Genomic DNA, 23,714 nt, shown 5'->3' on the forward strand with positions numbered 1-23,714 from the left:
TCGGGAATCTATGGACAGTTATTTTCCAAAAATAGGGCAGTTAATTGGTGGATTATGTGTACTTGTCATTTTGCTTTCATCCCTTTGGCTTATATGGATTGGCGAAACAAATATTCGTTATAGTGGAGATCATAAGGACACGATGCCTTTTTGGCACAAGTGGGTCCCTGTTATGATCGGTATACTCCTTATCCGTTTCTTACCGTCTCATCATAAAAACTATAATCCTCTTCAACAGTTTGAACAAAGGCGCATCATGATTCAAGCTATTGTCTTGTTCTTGAGCGGATCCCTCTTCACAATTAGTCTTCTCACCACGAACTTTGAAGGGATGGCATTACAATTTTGGTTTATGATATTTAAAATCATTTTATTATTATTCACCCCATTCATGCTTCTTTTGTTTTATAAAAGTAATCCCCAAAAAGAGAGACTGAAATCTATGAAATCAATAGAAAATCATAAATGGTATCGTTTTACACCACTTATTGTCATTATAATATGGGGGTACTTCAAATTCTTTTCTACATTCTCTACACCATTTGTTTCGGCTAAAATGGAACCCATAGTTTTAATATTAATTTTACTTGTAGGCTTTCTTATAAATAGTGTACTGGAAGAGTTTTTTTATAGGGTTTGGTTGCAAACACGTTTGGAATTATTACTAGGCACTTGGCCGGCTATTCTTCTTACATCATTGTTATGGGCGAGCTGGCATATCGCATTACATGGCTCTGGTCATTGGGATATTGATACAGCTACAGTTATTGTGAACCTTGGTATCGTAGGTCTATTCCTCGGATATTTGTGGGTACGTTATCGCAAAGTATGGGCAATTATTATTGTCCATGGACTAATTAATGCACATCCACTACAACTAATTGAAATTTTATTTAAGTAAAGGGCGCGGTTGCGAAACAAAAAAGGATTATACATATTAGTCATGTATAATCCTCTTTTTACACTTCAAATGCTAGTAACGGATGAAATTTTCAGCTTAATGCGTATGTGATTCTACTTCTAAATAAGTAAAATTTTATAACACTATTCAAACGTAACTTCCACCTGTACAATCTCCGACCTACTTCCAAGTCGAAGCGGTGGTCCCCAGAATCCGAAACCAGAAGAAACAATCGCGTGGAATGCACCTTTTTGTGCGTATCCCCAATCTAGTTCGTACATTCTTCTCGTTACAATATGATTCGGCGCCATTTGTCCGCGGTGCGTGTGACCGGATAATAGTAAATCGACGCCAGCATCCGCTGCTTGTTTCAACTCAAATGGTTGGTGATCCATTGCGATAACTGGCATGGATTTATCTACCGTACTCATTAAACTTTCAAAACTTTGGCGATCTCGCTCTGTTTTATCTCTTCTTCCAACGATATAAAAATGATCTTCAATTGTAATCACTTCATCTAACAGAATACGAATATCAATCTTATCCATCTCTTGTAAAAATTCCGGAACCGCTCGTCCGTAATATTCGTGGTTTCCTAACACACCATATACGCCTAATGGAGCCTTCATTTGTTTCATAATTGGCCCCATATTTTTTTGAATGAACACACCTGGATGATCATCGATAATATCTCCTGGCAGTAAAATAATATCAGGCTCCATCTCATTTACATGACGGACAAGTCTTTTCAAATGCGAAACGCCAGATAATTTACCAAAATGCATATCCGAAGCCATCGCAATGCGTAAGCTTTTACGTCCCTCTACTTTTTTCGGGATGTGCACCTCATATTTTCTTACTACTGGGCTATATGCGTTGAATACTCCATATGCAAAAATGAAGATGAACGCAAGTAACACGGCCGTTCCTGTCCAAATAATTGCGGTCTCTTTCTCCACCCCAAACTGTAGAAGGAAAACTGTAATATCAGCAAGTGGTAACAACATAAGCGCGTATTGTATGACCGCAAACCAAATTGAACCTATTGTTCGTAGAAATGGCAAAAACTTAAACACTTGCACGAGAATGTACGCATATGAAATAAAACCGACTACGAAAGCGTAATATCCCCAAGATTCCCAGCCAAACACCCTACTAAGCCAAACCCAACCGTTCCAGCCGATGTAAAACATGAGTAGTGTGTATACAATTAAAATAGTAAATATATTGAAATAACGAAAATTCTTCACAGATAGCCTCCTTCTTAATTTCTTCTATTATATCTTGTTATGCACGTTTAACGTAAATATTAAGCACAGCAATCTTTACAATAAAAACCTCTAACTGCTAGATGCAAATCTAGCAATTAGAGGCGCAATTCAAAACAAAATTACTTTTACAGATTTTCGTTATAGAAACTTGTTAATTTTTCAACTGCAATTTTTACTGGTTCTGGTTGGTCGTATAAATCGTAATGACTCGCACCTTTCACAACAAGTAAATCTTTTTTCTCTGAAGCTGCTTTCTCATACAACTCATGACCATCTTTATAAGAACCGAATGCGCCTTGCTTGCTGCCGACAATAATTTGTAACGGCTGTGTTAATAATGTATCTGCTAAATGGAACGCATCAAAACCAATTACCGATCCCATGCTCGTAAAATTTAACTTATTTGGAGAGTTAACACTTTGCCCTCGCGGTGTTGTATAGTACTCAACTGCTTCTACAATATCTATATCCGTCATACTTGCTACCTTTAATTCCTCCTGATTTTTAGGAATCCAGTTTGTAATCATTGCCTCTGCTCCGCGCGCTTCAGCAGTACGTTGTTTACCAATCGCCTCTAACACCCCAATCGGATCAGCTTCACGGTTTAATCGCCCAATATTTGCACCAACAACTGTGCCAACTGCTTTAATACGGCGCTCTGTCATTGCGGCATTTACCGCATAACCACCGCCTGCACAAACCCCTAACACACCGATGCGTTCTTCATCTACATAAGGGAGAGTAGTTACATAATCCACTGCTGAGCGAATATCTTCAACGCGCGCAGCTGGTTCTTCCATATATCTCGGTGCCCCTTCACTTTCACCTTGATACGATGCATCAAACGCAAGCGTAACATAACCTCGTTCTGCTAATTTCTCCGCATATAATCCTGCTGTTTGATCTTTACAGCTACTACCTGGATGCACACAAACAATCGCTGCATTTTGTTTCTTTTCCTCAGCACCTACAGGAATATTTAAAATACCTGCAACTTGTAATCCTCTTGCATAAAAACGTACATTTCTCTTCGTAACTGCCATATATAAAACCACCCTTACTGTATTTTAAATTTACACTTGTGAGAGTTAATACTCACGTGTATATTTATAATAAAGCGAGCAACCACTTGTTTCAATGACCACATTTGCGCATTTGGGTGATAATACACACATAACGAAATATGTGTATCAATAACGGAGGAACATTATATGGAGAAAATCGATAGAAGAATTATAAAATCACAAAACGCCATTCAATCCGCATTTATCGAAATGTTAATTGAAGATGGCTTTGATGAAATTACAGTAAAAAACATTACAGAAAAAGCAAACATCGGCAGAAAAACTTTCTACCTACACTACCTAGATAAATACAATTTATTAGACAAAATTGTGGACGACCATTTAAATCAATTAAGAGAAATATGCGATATAAAACAAACAAAAGGCTATATAGAAGGAACTGTCATATGGTTTGAATACTTCAAAGAACACAAACCATTTTTCGCATCGTTATTTAGAAGCAACAGCACATTATCGTTTCAGAAAAAGTTCCTAACGTTCATCATGGGGGAACTAGCGAAAAAACTAAACACGAATACGTCAGTAAATAAAAACATTGATACACACATCGTTTTAAAATTTTTAGGAACAGCTGTCATGGGCATTTTGGAATCTTACGTATTGGATGAAATTGATAATGATATTGAGTATGTTGCGACGCAGGTTGGGGAGTTAATGAAGAGGAATATATAACAATGCAAAAAAGGAAAATTTGAACTGCAAATTTTCCTTTTTTATTTATGCTAAATCTAGTATACGTTTCAATTTATTTCTTCAACTTATCCGTCTTCGCAATAAATTGTGCTGCTTCTGCGCGGCTTACTGCTTTATCTGGAGCCCAGCCATTATCTGTTCCAATTGAAATATTTTCTTGGATTAAAATATTGGCATACTTCGCACCCCAATGATTGTTTAAGTCAGCAAATTCTTTTGGTAGTTTCATATTTTCATTTCTTTCTAATTTATATGCATTTACTAGCATAGAAGCCATTGATGCACGGTTAATTAACCCGCTCGGATTAAAGTTACCCTTCTCATCACCTTTTACAATACCTGCTTTTTCAACAGCTGCGATGTACGGTGTAGCCCAGTGATTTTGTGCATCACGGAATGATGGCTTCGCATCTTTCTTAATTTCTAACCCTAAAACAGTTGCTAATATTTTTGCAGCTGAACTACGATCGATATTTTCAGCCGGAGCAAATGTACCATCTGGCTTACCGTTCACTGCTCCTTTATCTACTAAATATTGAACTGACTCTTGTGCCCAAGCTGGTACATCTGGGAATTTAGATTCCTTTTTAATTGTACTCGCATCAATTTCAAACTGCAGTTGATATTTATGATCATATTTAATTGCTGGAATTAATATATGCATTTGCATATTATATTTTTTCGAGAACTCCCCAATTTCAAATTGAACAACTTTCGTACCGTTATTCGTTTTATCTTCGGAGATTACTTTTACATCATGGAATGTCCCTACTTTATTTGGATCTTCTACTCTAAGATACTGAAAATAGCTACTATCTTGAACTGTTAGCGTAACGATTTTTTTATCACCTTGAATGGTTACTTTTGCATTTTTCAAATATGTAGACGCAACTGATGTATCATTCGTTTGATCTTTATAAGTCTTTAAAATAACGTCATATGTGCCATCTGCTAGTTTGCTATTTACTTTCATTTCTACTGCCGCTTCTGCTTTCGCAATCGGTGCCATAATACCACTGAATGGAACTGCTAAAGTTGCTGCTATAACGAACGCATTAACATATTTTTTCTTAATCATTATCAATACGACATCTCCTTTTATATGAATATACCCAACATAACTATCATATTGATAATGATTATCAATGTCAAATAAAATTAATAATACTATTTCCTACATAAGTACGCCTTCCGCTCGTTATTAAAAAGTAAATAATGCGCCGTGTGAACTTTTCTTTCCAAATAATCAATAGAATACGAGCTTGATGGATCGACTAAATCACCTATTGCACCTGAAAGATGATCGATTACTTGCTGCAAAATTTCTAAGTTTTTCTTCTCATTTTCAGAATTCATTTCATCCATAATGTCACAAATAAGGTATTGAACTCTCCGTAAACGTAATTCCTTTTGCTCCACGTATATCTCCTCCTTATTAGTCATATTACGGTTTAAATATATGGGGTTATAGCTTAACCAATTCTAAAAAATACAAAGGCAACCATCTTCATAAAGATGGTTGCCCCTATTTTTATACTTGTATCGCTTTTTCTCTCAAAGCTCTTCTTAACAATTTACCTGTCGTATTCTTTGGTAACTCTGTTAAAAATTCGATACTCATTGGCACTTTATATTTCGCTAAATGTAACTTGCAATAATGCATAAGTTCCTCTTCTGTTACGTTAGCTTGTTTTAGAACGACGTAAGCTCGCACTGCTTCTCCTAAGTTTTCATCAGGAACGCCAATTACGACAACTTCTGCTACAGATTCGTGTGTATATAATACTTCCTCTACTTCACGAGGGTATACGTTATAACCGCCAACTAAGACGATATCTTTTTTACGATCAACGATATAGAAGTAACCTTCTTCATCCATTTTCGCTAAGTCACCTGTATACAGCCAGTCGTCTTTCAATGTCGCAGCTGTATCTTCCGGCGCGTTATAATATCCTTTCATAACGTTAGGTCCGCGAACGATTAATTCACCGACTGCGCCAACAGGTACTTCTTCCCCAAGTTCATTCACAATTTTATTTTCTACATGCCAAATATTTGTACCGATTGATCCAGGTTTACGCGGACGATCTAGCGGGTTAAAACAAGTAACTGGTGATGCTTCTGATAAACCGTATCCTTCTGAAACAATTACATCAAATCGTTTTTCAAAGTTTTGCAGAAGAGCAACAGGCATTGATGCACCACCTGAAATACAAAGGCGAAGCGTCTTCACATCTTCTGCGCTTGCTTCTTCAAATAAATATAAATAATTGTACATTGTCGGTACACCAGCAAAAATCGTTGGCTCGTACGTGCGACAAATACGGAATACTTCTTTCGGACTAAATTTCGGTAACATTAAAATAGTTGCTCCGTTCACAATTGGCGCATTTACTGCTACTGTTAAGCAAAATACATGGAACATCGGCAGTGCCGCAACGACGCGATCATCAGCCGTATATTGTAAATACGACGCCACATCGCTCGCATTACTATATAAATTTTTATGTGTTAACATAGCGCCTTTCGGTTTTCCAGTTGTGCCTGAAGTGTATAGAATAACCGCTACATCTTCTTCATCTAGATCTGGGCCTTCGTAAGTTAAATCTCCAGCCCCTATCATTCTCGTAAACGTTTTCATTTTTTCGGTTTCTGTATGGTTAAAATCTGATGAGGTTTCGCATATGATGATGTTTTCAAGTGAAGGAAGTCTTGTTGTAAGAGATTGTATAACAGGTAGAAGGACGTCGAGTACGATGATTGTTTTTACATCTCCATTTTGTAAAATATAATGCATTTCGTCTGCTGTATAAATTGGATTAACTGGAATGACAGTTGCTCCAGCTTTCATTGTTCCGTATAAACCGACCAAAAAATGTGGTGAATTTCCAACAACTAATGCGACATTGTCCCCTTTTCCAATGCCCATTGCTGCTAAATTGCTAGAAAACCTTGTGACCATTTTGTTTAATTGGTCATACGAGACCGACTGATCCATAAATATATAAGCCGGTTTATCCCCCTTCTTTTTCGCCGTTTCAGCCAAAGATTGAACGAGATTCACAAAAACCCCACCTTTATAAAATTTAGAATATTTAAAAATTCTAAATTAATTATATTAAAAGAAAATTAAAGTAGCAAGTGATATTCCATTAATTGCATATACAACGATCACCTCCTGTTGACTCTCTTTGGAAGGATAAGGGAATTTTATTTATTAGCAAATGATGAAACGAAGGCTAAAATCATTTCAGGATAATATGCACTCATCTTTTCGCTAAGTTTTTCTAGTTCCTCCTTATTCAAGCTCGTCTGCTCCCCATACAAGTTGATTGCATCCGCTCCATTTTCATGAAAAAACAATGTAACATATAATGTCGGTAACCCGGTATTGGCCTCATCTATCGACAAGACAAGATCCGGTGTTTTATTCACAGCGCTAAACGTTTCATTTCTTTTCCATTTCTTATTTTGAAACATAGTTTGTATATCATCTATCTTTCGTTTGTTATCCGTATGCGTAAAATATATGACATTATCCTTCCCTAGCTTTCCAATCGATAAAAGTGTACGACTTGAGGACGTTTCATCGTTACAGGCTGTCATTCCGATGACGAAGCCGAGCAATAATACGACGTACATTACCCTTTTCATTTCGAACCGCCTCCTTTTGAATATATATATTCCTTTACAAGGGGCAAATGTCCTGTGATTTTACGGTATATGAAATTATATCGGCGATTTTTTGAATTTATCGACTTACCGACAAAACGTGACAATCTGCGAAAAAAAAGAGGCTACCAGTTACGGTAGCCTCCCTCATTTTTAAAAGAATAAATGTAAGAAATCTTCTGTTGTAATATTACCGAAGTAGCGTTTAATATCTACGTCTTCTAAAGCTGTAGTGAATGCATCTTTATCAAATTGTACGCCTGTTAGACGCTCTTCAATGTCATGCACATCTAATGATCCGAAGAAATCACCGTAAATTTTACATTCTGTTACTGTTCCTTTTTTCACTTCAAGACGAACGTCAACTTGTCCAACGGGGAAGCGGTGTGAATGTTGTAAGTTGAACTTCGGAGATTTTCCGTAGTTCCAGTCCCAATTTTGGTAACGTTCTTCAGAAAGTTTGTGGATCTCTTTCCAATCATTTTCTGTTAATTCATACGTTGGAATTTCTGTTTCCCCTTCGAAAATTGTTTCTAGAAGAAGTTGTCTAAACTCTTCTGTCGTCATTTTTTCGTTTAAAAATTCTGTAATGTTCGCAACGCGGCTACGGATTGATTTAATTCCTTTTGATTGGATCTTATCCATTTTTACTTTTAACGCTGATACGACGTGATCGATTTCAGAGTCAAATAGTAACGTACCGTGACTGAACATACGACCTTTCGTTGAAAACTGCGCGTTACCTGAAATTTTTCTACCTTCAGCTAAAATGTCGTTACGACCACTTAGTTCTGCATTTACGCCTAATTTACCAAGCGCTTTCGTTACAGGCTCTGTGAATTTTTTGAAGTTGCTAAAACTGTCTCCATCATCTTTCGTAATAAAGCTAAAGTTTAAGTTTCCTAAATCGTGATATACTGCGCCTCCGCCTGATAGACGACGAACGACATGGATACCTTGTTCTTTTACGTAATCTGCATTAATTTCTTCTACTGTGTTTTGGTTTTTACCAATGATAATAGAAGGTTCATTAATATAGAACAGTAAATATGTTTCGTTAATATCTAAATTCTTCACACAATATTCTTCAATCGCTAAGTTTATTCTAGGATCTGTAATCCCTTTATTATCAATAAATAACATCGTATCACCTCATGAGTTCCAGATGTAACCACTATGCGCTAGCGTAATATGGCCACTGAAAATTTGTTTTGCTTCTGTTACTAAATCAGATGGGTTTCCTGTATGCGGTAAGTGCGTTAATAAAAGTTCTTTTACATTCGCATCTTTCGCAATACTTGCTACTTCTGTACTATTCATATGCCCTGCTTTCGCCGCCTCTTGATGTGCATACATATTACACTCACAAATGAAAAGATCAACATCTTTTGTGAATGGAATAAATTCAGGAATATAACTGGAATCCGCGCTATATACGACAGCGTCACTACCAGCTGTAATACGCATCGCATAACAGGTAACAGGATGAACAGTTTTTAAAAATGAAATCGAGAACGGTCCAACTTGAAGTGTTTCTTCTGGATTGTACGCGATTCCTTTCGTATGCGGTTCATGTGTTAAAGAATGGAAGCCATTCTCGTCAAACGTATGACCGTATATTGGTAATTCCGATAGTTGTCCCTTTGTCGCACTTGTAATTAATCTCGCATATTGCAATACCCCAATGTCTGCAACATGATCATGATGATAGTGTGACAGTACAACTGCATCTATATCAGATGGTGTTATATATTTTTGAAGCTGTGCTAGTACACCACTACCACAGTCGACAAGTAAACGAAAACCATCGTGTTCAAACAAATACCCCGACGTTGCTTCTCCCGCTTCTGGAAAGCCGCCCCAAAAGCCGACAACAGTCATTTTCATATGTATCCATCCTTTCTAAAACCGAGTAGGAATGCATGTTTCACTTACATTCTACATTGTTAACTATAATCCATTTCCTAAACTTTTTCATTAATTTTCATTTTGTTATAAAACAGTTGTTGACTTTTGTTTTTTGTACTAATACAATGATAGTAAGAAATGGAAATGGAGGGATTGACATGATCGATCAACCAATGGAGTTTTTCAGAAATTTACCGACGAAAACTTGTGCGCACTGTGGGAAAGAAATTGATGAGCAGCACGAAGCATACCATAACAAATGTGATGACTGCGTTCACGAAGAATAGTAATTTATGAACATAAAAAAACCTAGCAGACATAGTCTACTAGGCTAATAACATCGTATCCTTCTTCATCGTTGAACCTTTCACCAAGAGCTCCAATTCAAACTCATACAATTCTTTTTGTCGATAATTTTTCGTATGGATTTTATCCATCATCAGGTCGACAACTTTTCGGGCCATCTCATCGATTGGCTGTTCAATTGTCGTAATACCTGGCTCAGTAATCTGTGATAATATTTGATTATCAAAACCGATAACAGCGAGATCATCTGGAATGCTCCAGTCATGGCGTTTTGCCTCTGAAATGATTCCAGCTGCAACCTCGTCGCCTCCTGCCAAAATCGCGGTAGGATTTTTTTTGTCCTTTAATACTTCATGGAATATTCTCTTTCCATCATCCCAAGCGAAAGCGTTTTCAAGAAAATCGATCGCTTCTACTTGGCGGCTCTTCTCAGTTATTGCACGTAAAAAGCCCATTTTTCGCTGCTGGCTAACCACTTTGGTTTCGTTACCACGACAAAAAATAAGATTACGATATCCTTGTTCTAACACATGCTTAGCAGCTATGTATGCTCCTTGCGCATGATCAAACTTCACTGTTGGAACATTTGCTTCCTCAATATATTCATTACATAACACGATTGGACCGTGCTGTAAGTATGGCTCTACATCTTCCCAAGGATTTTCTAGTGAACATAGAATAATCCCATCTACTTGTTTCGTAGATAATAATTGTAAATACTCCATCTCTTTTTCCGGTAAATATCTTGTTTGACAAATAATCAGTTTATATTTATGTTCAGAAGCAGCAATCTCGATTGCTTCAATAAATCGACTGAAGAAAGGATTTGTAATCCTTGGAACTAGCACCGCAATTGTTTCCGTCTTTTGTTTACGAAGCCTTCTCGCCGCAGAATTAGGAACGAAACCTAAATGCTTCATTGCTAATTGAACCCTTTTTTTCTTCTCATCTGAAACATATGGATGATTATTAATCACCCTAGAAACCGTTGTCCTTGATAACCCCGCTAATTTCGCCACGTCCTCTATAGTCGACACGAAATTCTCCCCCTTTGCATGAAAACGTTTTCTTAAACTGATTATATAGTATATTATTGGAAACTGCAATATGGGTTGTTATGATTTTACTATATTAATATTATACATAGGGAAAAGTCTGTTAATGGGAGGAGAGTTTATACTACTTTTAGAAGTTTACAGTAGGCATAAAAAAAGATGTACATAACATTACGTATATACATCAGCTTATTAATACGTCCTTTATAAAATCAAATTTTAATCTATATAAAAACCCATCAATACGTCATCTCCATACGATCCATCTTCATATTTAATTTGTTTTCTTTGTCTTCCTTCTTCTACAAATCCCATACGTTTGTACACCTTAATCGCTCTATCATTAACAGAAACTACGCCTAAACAAATTTTCTCTAAACCCTTCTGCTCTTTAGCCCAACTAATAAGAAATTCAATTAGTTTCGTACCAATGCCTTGATTACAGTACGCCTCCCTAATCCTCATTCCCATTGTACCTGCATGTCGTAAGCGTTCTAGTTCATATCGATTGAAAATTAAAAAGCCAACCACTTTTTTATCTACTTCATAAACTATGTAAAGATTACCTTTTTCATTACTTTTCCGTATCTTTTCTCTTTCTGCATTCATATCATTTGGTAATTTCTTTGGAGATACTATGAAAAACTTTGTAGTAGTTTCCGATAATATAATTTCTTTTCTAATATCTATAATTGATTCTGCATCAACCTCTTTTGCTAACCGTATCATTGAATCACCTCGTACTTTTTCTTTTTAAAAATAATATTACAACTATAAAACGTTCAATATGCAATATTACATATTGAGAATTTTTTTACTCTTGATACAATATTCATATATCAAAATAAAAGGAATGTATACAATGAATCCAATTTTAACAGCTGCAAAACAACTATTACATAAAGACGAAGTTATTATATCTACTTTAAATTGTTCACTTACTGGCTATATGATTACGCATAAAGTTCCGCATCCAGGCATGCTACTGGCTACTAATAGAAGGCTTCTCTTTTATGGAAAGTCTAAAAATACATTCATTGCCGAATTCGAGTATAAAAAAATTGTATCTATAGAAACGAAGAAAAGAATCTTTGATAAAAAAATAATATTTTACTATGAAGATGAATATATAACGTTGGGATACATTACAAGTTTAAATATTGAAGAGTTCTTAGACTTACTAAAAAAAAATGCACAACTAGCTTAAACTCGTAATCAGTGGGGATTTCCCCGCTGATTCATTATTTTAACTCCTCCCACTTCGTCCACACTTCTCTCCCGTTTATACGGTACATATTATCCTCTCGATCCATAAACCCATGCACAATAAACTCGCGTCTAATTGTACAAAAATCATCATGATATTGTTTTATAAATGTATTAATTTCTGTTTCTGTATATTGATTTTCAGTATTTAACTTGCTAACTAAATGCTCTAACAATACTAGTTTTTTCTTCTTTTGACCTGGAATCGATTTTAGGCGGTCCTCTTTATCGAAAAAGTTACGAATCGTCGTATCCCTGAATTTCATTTTACTTTCGGTCATTTTGTTATCCTCCATCTGTTTTTATGTACTAAAACTTTTTATTTGTCTTTACCGTTTTTCTTCATTCTTTCACTTATAACATCCATAAGGTAATACCCGCTAATTAGCACATAGTAAACTAAAAGTATTCCTAGTGCATCTTTCATATTTATATATTTTTCTTTGTGAAACAAGATAGGTGAAAGGGCGTAAACCAGAAAGATGATTAGCGGATTTACGATGAAATAATAAGTAAGATTTCCTCTCATCATATCAGCTCCTCTACCCTATGTTTCTCTGTAAATTGTTGTAATTCCTTTTCACTTTTAATCCTCTCCTCCACACTTTTTTAATTTATTCATCATCTTTATACTTGTAACTTATTATTCAAATCAATAATTTCATATGGTAAATTATGTTATAATTAACTTATACATACTTTGGAGGGTACATAGTGAAAAAAGCTATTATAGTATTAAGCATCCTATATCTGATTTTAACTGTACATACAGGAGCTGTTTTTTTAGGAAAAGAAGATTATAGAAGTGCTATCAATACATTAAAAAAAACGGAAGAAGTCTCTTCATTTCAATCTGCAAAAGACGGTGTAATTTTATTAAAAGGGACGTTAACTACTGCGCAACCTATTACAGAAGAAAAACTTCAAAATAAAGAATTCGCACTCCTTGAAATTAATACGTATAAACGCCGAAAGGCAAATTGGATAAACATTGATACTGAGCAGCATATTGCAAAGCAACTCTTATTAAACAATGAAACTCTTCCTACATTAAAAGAAACCCGTTTTTCAATGGAGCCAATTACACTGTTAGGAAAAGATATTTCTGCCGAAGATTACTCACTAAAAAAGGATGATACTCAATTAACAATTAAAGGTAAGGGCTACCGATATACAGGAATAGAAAACAAATCAGATACTCTTATTTTTGGTATAAAAAAAGGCGATACACTTGAAGGCTATAGTGGCTCAGAAATTCTAATAGGAAAAACAAAAGAGGATATTGCCAGGAACATGAAACTATATACTTTTGCTGAAAGATATGGTCCATTTGTTTGGATTGTAGCTACTATTCTCCTCATAAGTGTTGTTATACACTTGTTCCGTAAAAATAAAAAAACAAATAAAATTTCTCATCCAATAAAATAAAACCGATAAAAAAGGCACCTTTTCAGTGCCTTTTTTATTGGTCTTATTTACGCTTCAACCGATTGGTTTTCCGCAATATTTCTAAATTGTCGTTTGTGCATCCAAGTTAAGGATGCGATTGTTCCAAGTGATAATACCACGATGAAAATCATGAGTATTCCTACGTTTTGCCACATGAAGTTAAAGTCTCCACTTGATACGACTGCTTTCAATCCTGATACAGAGTATGTCATCGGCAACCAAGCATTGAATGGTTGTAAAAACTTCGGAATCAATTCTAGTGGGAATGTCCCAGCACTTGTTGTAAGCTGAATAATCAATGTGATGATGGCGATGAAACGCCCTGCATCACCGAATGCTGTTACTAAACATTGAATTAATGCGATAAACGCTAAACTTGTAACGATGCTAAAGAGTATGAAATACGGAATACTTTGTACTTCTACACCTAATCCGAATAGTAATATAATATCTGCTACTATCGCTTGAATAATACCGACTGATAGTAACACGCCGAACTTACTAATAAACCAGCTAAATCCTGATTTCGGAACACCGACTGTATCACGTAATGGATATACGATAGATAATAATAATGCCCCAACGAATAAACCGAGTGATAAGAAATACGGTGTAAATCCAGTTCCGTAGTTAGGAACTTCCGCCATTTTCTCTGTCTTCACTTTTACAGGACTTGCAAACATATCATACGTTTTATCCGTCCCTTTTACTTCACCAGTTTTCTCTGCTCCTTCGCCAAGTTTCTCAGCAAGTTCGCCTGAGCCATCATTTACTTTTACGAGGCCATCCGTTACTTTTCCGGATCCGTCTGCTAGTTTATTTACGCCGTCGATTAACTGGGTTGAGCCTGTTGACAATGCACTTAACCCTGTTGTTACTTGGCCAGAGCCATTTGCTAATTGCGTTATTCCGCCTGACATTTGGCCCGCTCCTGCAGATAATGTACCTAAGCCGCCTGTTACTTGGTTTGAGCCGTCTGCTAATTTGGATACTCCTACAGATACTGTGCCTAAACCGCCTGTTACTTGACCAGAACCATCTGCTAATTGATTTACTCCTGCAGATAATTGCCCTAATCCTGCTGTCACTTTTCCAGAGCCACTTTGTAATTGCGTTACTCCATCAATTAATTGAACTGATCCATCTTTTAATTTATCGGCACCTATTTTTGCATTATCTAATCCCTCACCAAATCCATGAAACTTACTAACAAATTCATTTTGTGCGCTCGTTAGTTTCTCAATACCACCTGCCAGAGTTTTTATCCCTGCTGGATTTGGTAAGTTGTTTTGCAATCCATTTGTTTTTTGATGTATTTCACCTTTTACTTGTTTTACTTCTTCATTTAATTTATTTGTTCCACCTGCTACTCCGGCAGCTTTTTGCTGAACTGTCGCTGTACTTTTTACAGCACTTGTTATGAATGGTTGTAACTGCTCTTGATATTCTTTTGGTAAGCTTTCAATTTGCTTTTGTAAATTCGCTACATCTTGTGCTGCATTTTTTGCATCTCCTGCTGTTGATTGCGTAAGTTCATTTAACTGATTTACATTCGCCCCAGCTCCATCTATTTTCTCATTTACTGTATTCAATATAGAAGGAACTTTTAACTGCATTTCCTCTAAGCCTGCAGCTGACTTTTGTACGTTACTATTTAAATCTTGCAAACCCTTTTGGATCGCTTGAGAACCTTCCTCTAATTGACTTTTCCCTTCAACAAGTTTTCCCATACCATTTGATAGGTCAGTTGTTCCTGCTTTTAATTCACCGGATTTACTTACTAATTTGTTCAAGCCACCGGTCACTTTCTCAGATCCATCACGCAATTCACCCGTTTTGCTATTTAACGTATTTAAACCGTCTGTTACTTTGCCCGAGCCGTCTACTAATTTCCCGATACCTGCATTGCTATTTAGTGCATGTAAACCATCTGTTACTTTGCCCGAGCCATCTACTAACTTTCCGATACCTGTTTGCATCTCACCTGTTTTGCTGTTTAACGTATTTAAACCTGCTGTTACTTTCCCAGATCCATCAAATAGTTTCCCTACACCTGTCTGTATCTCTCCAGACTTCCCTTGAAGTGTATGAAGGCCATCCGTCACTTTACTTGAACCATCATGCAGCTCACTTGATCCGTCGTGTAGTTCATTTGCTCCTTCTGCCCCATCTGCTAACCCTTTTGAGACATCTTGAATGGAATCAAACATTTTCTCTGCGTATGTTTTCGTTAACGTACTTGATACTTCACCTTTAATTTTTTCAATGGCTGTTCCGCCAATTTGTGAAGATAAAAAGTTTAAGCTTTCGTTTGGAATGTATTCTAAGTTTAATGGTTTTGGATCATCTTTTAATAACGTTGTAGCGTTACTTGAGAAGTCATCTGGAATGCGTACTAACATGTAATACTTTCTACCTTCCATTCCTTTTTTCGCTTCTTTTTCACTTACAAATTCCCATTTAAAACTTGTATTATCTTTTAAGTTATCAACGAGGCCTTTTCCGACCTCAATTGGTTTACCATCAAATACTGCACCTTTATCTAAATTGACTACCGCCACTGGTAAATCATCTAACTGTTTATACGGATCCCAAAAGGCCCATAAAAACATACCTGCATATAAAATCGGTACGAATAAAACCGCGATAATTGGAATTAATATTTTTTTACTTTTTATAATTTCAGTAAACTCTTTACGAAGTAACTGATTCCATTTCATCATTTCTCCCCCTTTTCTAAATGACCGAATTGTTCATTTGGTCATTTTCTCCCGAATAAAAAGGCTATACTTATTCATACATATGCCTTATCCCCGAATTTATACTATGCAACTGTTCCTTAATATGAAGTAAATATTTATATTATCCCTCCTAAAATAAATGTATGACTGTTTCGTTCAAACAGTCACTTTTTATAATAATAAAAGGATTATCTTAGTTTGACAATCCTTTTAATAAATAAAGTTCAAATAATTCTGCAATTTTTTCTTTTTCTAGCGGTTTATGATTTTTTTCCCAATCAAAAATAAGAGATACGTATAAGCGAAGCATAATAAATGCTGTAATTTCTGGATCACATTTGCTAATTTCACCTTTTTCAATCGCAATCTTTAAATACGATTGAATGACAGAAACGATTTCCACATCTACTTGTTGCATCACTTCTTGTACTTCTTTCGTTCCCATATCACGCTCTTCTTGAATTAACTTAATCATGAGCTGATGTTCTTTTCTGAATTCTAATATGCTATATAATGCTCTATGTACATTTTCAAAAAATGAAACATCTGAACGAATTGCATTTTCTGCAACTTGCTTCATTTCTGTAATTAAATTAGAAATAATTTCACCAAATAGCTCTTCTTTATTTTTGAAAAAAGTATAAATCGTTCCTTTTCCTACATTCGCTAACTTCGCTACTTGATCCATCGTTGTTGCTTTATAACCGAACGCTGAAAAAGACTTTGTTGCAGCTTCAATAATAGAACGTTTTCGATCTATCGCCACATCGTCACCTCCAAAAATGACCAATTGGATAATATAGTCAATCAGTACATCTTTGATATTACCACACGCTTACATTCTATACAAGTTCTCTTTTTTATTATTTCCAGTATAAAAAATTCCAGTCAAATTATATAATACTGTCCATAGTGTATCAAAAAGAATGCTTATATGGAAAGCAAGAATATATTCATAATAATTGCTGGCTAAATCCCACTAGAAATTTAATAAAATAGTCAGTGTTCTTAAAGCAAAAAGTTTAAGAACACTGTCTTTTATTTTGACATAGACAGTAATATTTTCTCCATCTCTTTCTTAGTTAGATCATCATCAATTATCTCTTCGTATATCTTTGTATCTCTTGTAAAAATATCATTTACTATTACAATTTGATACTCACTATTCTTACCTTGTGCTGGTACAAACATTTTGAGCCCTTTTAACTTACTCTCTCCTCCAGAATATTTATTATAGACCATTGTTTTTCCGTCTAAGCTATAATTTACTAAATTCTCTTCTCCAGGCATCATATAGTGTAGTGGATCCTTACCACCATTAACATTACCATCCATATACATCCTTGACTGATAAATTGTAAAACCATATTTCCCTTTTGTATATTCTGATTTAGTAACTAATTCTACATCTCTTCCAAAATATGAGTCAGCCCATTCTCTCTTTAATTCATAACCTTCAGGTATATAAGTCGGCTGCTTAATTTGAAACGGTACATGTTCTTTTGCTTCTTCCATAGTATATGTTAAAGACTTCTGCAATTTATCATTAAAAGGGTTTAATTTCTTCTGAATACTAGCTAATTTTTCTTGATCAGTTTTATTCAAACGTTCAAGATTAATTTCCTTTGTATCTCCATCATAATTCTCAGGCACATTTTTCTTAACCATTGCTTGTTTCTGAATTTCACTAGCCTCTTTAAATAATTGGACATATTGTTCAAATTCTTTTTTTGTAAAATTCTTCTCTGCCAAATACAAAAGATCTGTATCTCTTTTATATGACTTTATCGACATACCCCATTCTCTACTTGCATTCTCTGGTGTACCATATACGGTTTCTATCGCTTTTTCAAATGCCGCTTTAGATTGCTTGTTTTCTACAACCTTTTCCTTCTGTCTTTCATCTCCCTCAGTTATCCTTGCATTTAACAAAAAACCGCCTGCTATAGCTGCTATAGCAATAACGCCAAGTAAAGACAGACGATACGATTTCTTTTGGAACTTTTTAATCATAACGATTCTCCTTTTTAATGTTCGTTTATTTCTACTTAAATTTGCTAGGCTTGGTACTTGATAGGAATAATGTTCTAAAAGGGTAATAATTGTATGGCCGTATGCAATTTGCTCCTCTTTATCTATAAACGTAAGCGCATATGCATCGCAGGCTAATTCTTGATCTTCTCGCATACAGAAATTGGCGTACCAAAGAATCGGATTGAACCAATTTAATAGGAGTAAACTGTACATAATCCAATTTACAGCTACATCGCTTCTTTTAATATGAGCTAACTCATGGTAAAAGACATATTGTAATTGTTGCTCATTTAATACTTTCATATGTTTTTTTGATAGTAATACTTTCGGGCGAAAGAAACTAAAAACCGTTGGACTTGCAATCTTTCCTGCAAAACGTAATGAAACTGCCTTCTTCATTTTCATAGACTGCTTACAGTGATTAAACACTGTAGCGACCTGTTCATCCGTAATATCCGGTTGTTTCTTTATGTAAGAATACAAACGTCTATTTGTAATAAACGTCATGACTACTAATATGATTACTCCAGCTAACCAAACATATAGAGCAACTTTGTATACAGACAATGTAGCCTGTCGTTCCGAACTCACGTTTACTTCAGGTTCGCTATTTTTTGTCACGGTTTCAGCATTGGATTCTACTTCTACTGTCTGTTTTATCTCGTTATTCACTGTATTCTCATGTAAAGGTGTATTTTTTTGAATAACTTCCGATACACTAGAACTATAGGAAAATAATGATTAAATGCTATAAGAACTATCCGGTGACCACGGTAAAAGGAGTCGTATCATTAGTACGATCCACAGCATATATTGCCACCGGGGCGTTAACTTATTTCTAAATAAAACTTTTATACATAAAATAAATCCAACTAGTATACTCGCCATAAGTGACGTTTCTATAAGCCAATCAAAAAAATGAGGAAGGTATACATTTATAAGCATGTCTTTCATTGTTATCTATCCTTCCTCTTATTCTCCTCTGTCTTCTCATCTAAAATGCGTTTCAGTTCATTAATATCTTCTGAAGACAATTTTTCCTCTTTTAAGAAATTAACAAGTAATGGCTTAAACGCTGCGCCGCAAAAACGCTTTAGCAAAGATTTCGTTTCAACTTGTAAATAATTATCTTGTGATACTAACGGATAATAAGCATACATACGCCCTTTATCTTGATGATAAGAAACTGCTTCCTTTTGTACTAACCGATTAATTAATGTACGGATTGTTTTCGGTTTCCAGTCCATTTCATCTTCTAGTACTTCTATAATTTCATTCGCTGTTTGTGGAGAATTAGACCAAAGTACTTTCATAATTTCTAATTCCACTTCAGATATTTTAGGTAATTGATTTGTCATAGTATATTTCACTCCTTAGTATTACATTTGTAATCTGCAATTAAGATTACAAATGTAATACTAAATTGTCAACCATATTTTAGAAAATATAATTTCCGTTAAACCTTACTTAACGACAACAAATTTCCCTTTTTTCAAATAATCAAATAAAAAAACAAGAAAATCTTTACATTTAATAGTAATATAGAAAATAGACAAGTTTATCAAAATAGTGGAGGCTTTTTCAGTCATGATGCGTGCGCTTCGTTTAAATATAAAGCAAGCTTTTTGTAGTCGTATTTCTTTAATTATGATGCTTAGTGGATTCGTTCTTATTTGCATCTATCACTATTATTATGTCATTCGTTATTTAGGCGACGCTGCGAATGGTCCTATATCAACAGATTTAAAATGGATTGGATTTCGCGACAATGAAATGGATGTTTATTTATTATTAATGCCAGTTATTGCGAGTTTCCCCTTTAGTACAAGTTACAATTCGGATAAGTCAGATGGTTTTAAACCATTTGTGAGTAAAGGGATTTCTATATTTCCTTATTCAGTAGCGAAATATATCGTTACGTTTTTTTGCGGAGGATTTCTTTATACATTTCCATTCATCTTATCGTTATTATTTTGCAAATTAACCATTCCAGACGGAACACCTACGATTGGTTCAGGCATCATAAATGCTGATGGAATGTTCGCAAACCTATATTTCGATGCGCCTCTCACTTACATTACTGTATATATCGGAATTAATTTTTTATTTGCAGGTTTAATGGCCCTTTTAGGACTTGCTGCATCTGTATGGTCACAAAAAGACTATATGGCCATTCTCTTTCCATTCGCAGCTGCCTCCATTCCGTACGTCCTGCTAAATACAATACTTCCTTCAATAGGCGGAGCACCTATTCATTTATATGATCCGAAACAACCATTGCAAGGCATGTCACCGTACATTTTAATGATGCAATGTGCTTTCTTCCTTTTCGTTAGCTTACTTATGTATATACAAGGAGTAAAGCGGGATAGAAAAAAATATAGAAGAAGACTGCAAAAAAGAGATCGGTGTAGAAAAGCGTTTCAAGCAATTTCAGACTAAATGATTGTACGAATAAGAGCGTAATTCCCTAAGTTAGCTTAGAGAATTATGCTCTTATTACCATTTACATTTATCACTCGTATAATCATCTCCCCTTTACGGCGTACCTGCCAATCCCCATAAAATAACGACCGCTGTAAAGTAAATCGCTTTAATACCTACAACTGAACATAATAAAATAATTGCATATTTACTTAGTTCTCTTCTTGCGCCTATTAAAGTAAAAATGACTGCGAAACTAAATGTTACATAGGAAGATGCTGTATGTATTAAGTTATACGTAATGTCCAAATTTTGAGTAAGCCCCGTTACCTCCGCTACAAATTGGAGCATGACGATCGTACAAAACAAAATCGCAAGCTGATTCATTAATTTTCCATTTAACCATGCTTGCATCTTTAACCTCCTCATTATAAAAACTGAATTTTTAATTAATTCTAACATGATTTTCACAGAAAAAGAACGCTCAGCATATCTCTAAGCGTTCTTTCATGACTATTTAAGAAGCTTTCTTCAAATCAATTTGAGCAAGTACTGGGTCATGATCACTTACACGTCCATGTTCTTTCATAATGTTTGAGTTTAAGTGTACTGGATCTACAATTGTGTATGGTGCGATGTTGTTTGTTACTAAAATATGATCTAACACTTGTGCATTTCCTTCATGAATGTACGTGTAGCGGTTCTCTTTCGGCACTGTGTTTAACATATTCTTTAAGTTTGTTCCTTCTAGTGCTTTTAGTGGTTTAGCAAACTCAAAATCGTTCATATCTCCTAACACAACAACTGGTGCATTTGTGTTCTTTTTCTGAATTACTTGTACAAATTGATTTACTTCTTGCGCTAACTGAATTCGTTTTTCTTCACTCTTTAATACGAGCGGCTGCACTTTTCCAAATGGCGTTGCATCCCCTATTTTTGAGTTTAAGTGATTTGCAACGACAACAACGTTTTGTCCTTGGAACGTAAATTCTGCTGCAAGCGGTTTACGTGTACTTTCAAATAATGAACTTTCGTCTCCAATGCGAACGACATTTTTATCAAGTAACTTCGGTACTGCTGCTAATTTCACGCGTGATGGGTTGTAGAAGAAACCGACGCGAATATTCGCTCCTGGTGCTCCCCCGTCTAGATTATTGTTCGGAGCAATTTCTACATACTCATACTTCGGTCCACGAATTTCTAAAACTGCATCAATAATACGTTTTGCACTTAACGAAGCATCTGTTGTACCATCATTAATCGTTCCGTTATTATCTTGCATTTCCTCTACACCGATAATATCTGGCATTTTTAAATTGTATTTAATAGAATACGCTAACGCTTTTACTTTTTCATCTGTTGTTTCTTTTTTATTCGCCGAGAAGTTTTCAATGTTATATGTAGCAACTGTTAACTTATCAAGACGAGGCTGAATATTCGCTCCTACTTGCTTAAATCCACCGTCCACTACTGATGGTAATTCCGTTATTGGCGAAATGCGGAACGAACCGTAATCATATCCGACTACCCCTGTTATATCTCCAGTGAAAGTATCTCCTACTTTTGCTACATAATCACGAGGGACTTTTACAGAAAGACGCTCTGGATTTAATTGATTTTCATCTAATACAGGTGTGCCATATTTCGTTACGACTTTATCTCCACCATTTTCTACTGTTACATATAAATTCCCGTTTTTCTGAGGTGCAATAATTTTTGGTGTTGGCATCGTAACGCGCATACCTTCTATACTTTCATAAAAGTCGATTGCATCTTCATTTGGATCAAATAAACCGAATGCATCATTATCGATGATTTGATCAGGGATTTTTACACCGTTTTCTCCAAGTACAATCGGCGCTGGTAAAGGTTGATCTTTTGCAATTACAGCAACGCGGCTCGCCTTAATTTCCGTCGTTGTTAAATCTGTGTCAAACCTTTCTGCATATCCAGGCCCAACATATTCTTCTACTTCTCCATCAACTTGAATAAGATCTCCTACTGCTACATTCGCATCTTTTTTGTATACGTACATACCTTCTGAAGTAGCTGGATCATTATCCGGCTGATTATCTTCTATATAAAAACCATTTTTATCAAGCGCTGTTACAACGCCTTCCACATTGTATACTTTCTTTCCTTTGTAGGAAGAAATATGTGATTTCCCTTGAATATCATGAATACGAACTGGTTCATTATTTACGATAATAAATGAAAATGTTGAAATGGCTGAAGAAGTAAGCCCTTCTTTCTCTGCAATTGCTTTAATCACACTATTTTCATTCACTACAATTTGTCCGTTATAACGAACACTCTTATTTGTAGGGTTAGAGCCATCTAACGTATAGTAGATTGTTGCTCCTTCTGTATTCGTTGTTAATGTTACCGCTGTTCCCTTCGCAACTTCTCCGCTACCAGGCGAAGCTACTACATCGCTAACACGGTTTTGTCCTTCCCCTTGAAACTTATGAGCTGTTACCGATTTTAAACCTGGGCTACTAAAATATAATTCAAGCGTTCCTGTTAAACTAACTTTCTTCCCGATATTTTCTGGATGATCTTTCACGTTTACTGCCGCTCTCACATCGCCTTTTGGCAACTGAACAGGCATGATTTTGTCTGGATTCGTTTCATTTGGCGAATCCGCAATTGCTACGTTTGTATCATCAAACTTAGCAGGATCTTTCGTGTATTTAGAAGGACTTTGCGTATATCCAACGATGTATCCTTCCACTGTCCCCTTCGTTTTCCCTTGCTGCTTAAATACTTGAATTGCTTTTTCTACTGACATAGAAGTATTTTCTTCTGCTTGTACTAAAGTTCCAGTAAATGAAAGCAATAGTATGAATGATAAAAAGACACTTAACAATTTCTTCACAGTCATTTTCCTCTCCCTATTTCATATTTTC

Annotated in this window: 23 protein-coding genes and 1 pseudogene; 6 read left to right on the top strand and 18 right to left on the bottom strand. The window is 35.5% G+C overall.

Features of this window, described 5'->3' with window-relative positions:
* Positions 1–10: 10 nt before the first annotated feature.
* Entirely contained in the window at positions 11–901 is an 891-nt protein-coding gene (locus ILT06_RS11085; RefSeq protein WP_222655096.1) for a CPBP family intramembrane glutamic endopeptidase, read from the top strand.
* Positions 902–1,044: 143 nt separating this feature from the next.
* Here the strand turns inward: ILT06_RS11085 and ILT06_RS11090 are convergent, their stop codons facing one another.
* Together ILT06_RS11090 and ILT06_RS11095 are read right to left on the bottom strand one after the other, a co-directional pair.
* The gene (locus tag ILT06_RS11090; protein ID WP_222655097.1) at positions 1,045–2,151 is read right to left on the bottom strand and encodes a metallophosphoesterase; all 1,107 of its coding nucleotides are present in this window, start codon (positions 2,149–2,151) and stop codon (positions 1,045–1,047) included.
* A 146-nt stretch (positions 2,152–2,297) separates the two neighbouring features.
* Positions 2,298–3,215 carry an alpha/beta hydrolase gene (locus ILT06_RS11095; RefSeq protein WP_149173351.1) on the bottom strand — a complete coding sequence of 306 codons (918 nt, stop codon included), beginning with the start codon at positions 3,213–3,215 and terminating at the stop codon, positions 2,298–2,300.
* A 168-nt stretch (positions 3,216–3,383) separates the two neighbouring features.
* Between ILT06_RS11095 and ILT06_RS11100 the strand changes: the two genes are divergently transcribed.
* The gene (locus tag ILT06_RS11100) at positions 3,384–3,929 is read left to right on the top strand and encodes a TetR/AcrR family transcriptional regulator (RefSeq protein WP_088047861.1); all 546 of its coding nucleotides are present in this window, start codon (positions 3,384–3,386) and stop codon (positions 3,927–3,929) included.
* 73 nt (positions 3,930–4,002) lie between these two features.
* On the opposite strand, the gene ILT06_RS11105 is transcribed toward ILT06_RS11100, so the two are convergent.
* The 6 genes from ILT06_RS11105 to ILT06_RS11130 all read right to left on the bottom strand — a co-directional run bounded on the left by ILT06_RS11105 (position 4,003) and on the right by ILT06_RS11130 (position 9,509).
* Positions 4,003–5,028 (bottom strand): S-layer homology domain-containing protein, encoded by a 1,026-nt coding sequence (locus ILT06_RS11105; RefSeq protein ID WP_149173352.1) that lies wholly within the window; start codon positions 5,026–5,028, stop codon positions 4,003–4,005.
* Positions 5,029–5,117: 89 nt separating this feature from the next.
* The gene (locus tag ILT06_RS11110) at positions 5,118–5,369 is read right to left on the bottom strand and encodes a hypothetical protein (RefSeq protein WP_064476867.1); all 252 of its coding nucleotides are present in this window, start codon (positions 5,367–5,369) and stop codon (positions 5,118–5,120) included.
* Positions 5,370–5,481: 112 nt separating this feature from the next.
* Positions 5,482–7,014, bottom strand: coding sequence for a fatty acid--CoA ligase family protein (locus tag ILT06_RS11115; RefSeq protein ID WP_064476868.1), 1,533 nt, complete (start codon positions 7,012–7,014; stop codon positions 5,482–5,484).
* A gap of 146 nt (positions 7,015–7,160) precedes the next feature.
* On the bottom strand, positions 7,161–7,604 hold the full coding sequence (locus tag ILT06_RS11120; RefSeq protein ID WP_088047864.1) for a hypothetical protein: 444 nt from the start codon (positions 7,602–7,604) through the stop codon (positions 7,161–7,163).
* Between the two features lie 171 nt (positions 7,605–7,775).
* Positions 7,776–8,765, bottom strand: a complete 990-nt coding sequence (gene lplA / locus ILT06_RS11125; protein WP_088047865.1) for a lipoate--protein ligase — start codon at positions 8,763–8,765, stop codon at positions 7,776–7,778.
* Between the two features lie 9 nt (positions 8,766–8,774).
* A complete protein-coding gene (locus ILT06_RS11130) occupies positions 8,775–9,509 on the bottom strand; it encodes an MBL fold metallo-hydrolase (RefSeq protein WP_222655098.1) in 735 nt (244 codons plus the stop codon).
* 179 nt (positions 9,510–9,688) lie between these two features.
* Between ILT06_RS11130 and yhfH the strand changes: the two genes are divergently transcribed.
* Positions 9,689–9,817 carry a protein YhfH gene (gene yhfH, locus ILT06_RS11135; protein WP_000567010.1) on the top strand — a complete coding sequence of 43 codons (129 nt, stop codon included), beginning with the start codon at positions 9,689–9,691 and terminating at the stop codon, positions 9,815–9,817.
* A 39-nt stretch (positions 9,818–9,856) separates the two neighbouring features.
* Here the strand turns inward: yhfH and ILT06_RS11140 are convergent, their stop codons facing one another.
* Together ILT06_RS11140 and ILT06_RS11145 are read right to left on the bottom strand one after the other, a co-directional pair.
* Entirely contained in the window at positions 9,857–10,873 is a 1,017-nt protein-coding gene (locus tag ILT06_RS11140; RefSeq protein WP_064476870.1) for a LacI family DNA-binding transcriptional regulator, read from the bottom strand.
* A 237-nt stretch (positions 10,874–11,110) separates the two neighbouring features.
* Positions 11,111–11,620 (bottom strand): GNAT family N-acetyltransferase, encoded by a 510-nt coding sequence (locus tag ILT06_RS11145; protein ID WP_222655099.1) that lies wholly within the window; start codon positions 11,618–11,620, stop codon positions 11,111–11,113.
* A gap of 124 nt (positions 11,621–11,744) precedes the next feature.
* On the opposite strand from ILT06_RS11145, the gene ILT06_RS11150 reads away from it, so the two are divergent.
* The gene (locus ILT06_RS11150) at positions 11,745–12,098 is read left to right on the top strand and encodes a PH domain-containing protein (protein WP_141669148.1); all 354 of its coding nucleotides are present in this window, start codon (positions 11,745–11,747) and stop codon (positions 12,096–12,098) included.
* A gap of 34 nt (positions 12,099–12,132) precedes the next feature.
* Here ILT06_RS11150 and ILT06_RS11155 read toward each other — a convergent pair whose 3' ends face one another.
* Together ILT06_RS11155 and ILT06_RS11160 are read right to left on the bottom strand one after the other, a co-directional pair.
* Positions 12,133–12,438, bottom strand: coding sequence for a DUF2087 domain-containing protein (locus tag ILT06_RS11155; protein WP_064476873.1), 306 nt, complete (start codon positions 12,436–12,438; stop codon positions 12,133–12,135).
* Between the two features lie 38 nt (positions 12,439–12,476).
* Positions 12,477–12,689 carry a hypothetical protein gene (locus ILT06_RS11160; RefSeq protein ID WP_002096814.1) on the bottom strand — a complete coding sequence of 71 codons (213 nt, stop codon included), beginning with the start codon at positions 12,687–12,689 and terminating at the stop codon, positions 12,477–12,479.
* A 182-nt stretch (positions 12,690–12,871) separates the two neighbouring features.
* Here ILT06_RS11160 and ILT06_RS11165 point away from each other — a divergent pair, with 182 nt between their 5' ends.
* Positions 12,872–13,585, top strand: a complete 714-nt coding sequence (locus tag ILT06_RS11165; protein WP_098112042.1) for a hypothetical protein — start codon at positions 12,872–12,874, stop codon at positions 13,583–13,585.
* A 47-nt stretch (positions 13,586–13,632) separates the two neighbouring features.
* On the opposite strand, the gene ILT06_RS11170 is transcribed toward ILT06_RS11165, so the two are convergent.
* The 4 genes and pseudogenes from ILT06_RS11170 to ILT06_RS11185 form a co-directional block, all read right to left on the bottom strand.
* Positions 13,633–16,326 (bottom strand): YhgE/Pip domain-containing protein, encoded by a 2,694-nt coding sequence (locus tag ILT06_RS11170; protein ID WP_149173354.1) that lies wholly within the window; start codon positions 16,324–16,326, stop codon positions 13,633–13,635.
* Between the two features lie 214 nt (positions 16,327–16,540).
* Positions 16,541–17,113 (bottom strand): TetR/AcrR family transcriptional regulator, encoded by a 573-nt coding sequence (locus ILT06_RS11175; RefSeq protein ID WP_061883872.1) that lies wholly within the window; start codon positions 17,111–17,113, stop codon positions 16,541–16,543.
* A 272-nt stretch (positions 17,114–17,385) separates the two neighbouring features.
* Positions 17,386–19,335, bottom strand: a pseudogene (locus ILT06_RS11180) (M56 family metallopeptidase).
* A 2-nt stretch (positions 19,336–19,337) separates the two neighbouring features.
* Complete coding sequence (locus ILT06_RS11185) at positions 19,338–19,739, bottom strand: BlaI/MecI/CopY family transcriptional regulator (RefSeq protein WP_098102763.1); 402 nt, start codon at positions 19,737–19,739, stop codon at positions 19,338–19,340.
* 229 nt (positions 19,740–19,968) lie between these two features.
* Here ILT06_RS11185 and ILT06_RS11190 point away from each other — a divergent pair, with 229 nt between their 5' ends.
* Complete coding sequence (locus ILT06_RS11190) at positions 19,969–20,823, top strand: hypothetical protein (protein WP_098102762.1); 855 nt, start codon at positions 19,969–19,971, stop codon at positions 20,821–20,823.
* A 96-nt stretch (positions 20,824–20,919) separates the two neighbouring features.
* Here ILT06_RS11190 and ILT06_RS11195 read toward each other — a convergent pair whose 3' ends face one another.
* Entirely contained in the window at positions 20,920–21,219 is a 300-nt protein-coding gene (locus ILT06_RS11195) for a hypothetical protein (protein WP_098102761.1), read from the bottom strand.
* Positions 21,220–21,322: 103 nt separating this feature from the next.
* Entirely contained in the window at positions 21,323–23,689 is a 2,367-nt protein-coding gene (locus ILT06_RS11200; RefSeq protein WP_098111605.1) for a DUF6359 domain-containing protein, read from the bottom strand.
* Positions 23,690–23,714: the final 25 nt, after the last annotated feature.

It is taken from the genome of Bacillus sp. 17RED48 (assembly GCF_019837545.1).
Taxonomy (GTDB): domain Bacteria; phylum Bacillota; class Bacilli; order Bacillales; family Bacillaceae_G; genus Bacillus_A; species Bacillus_A wiedmannii.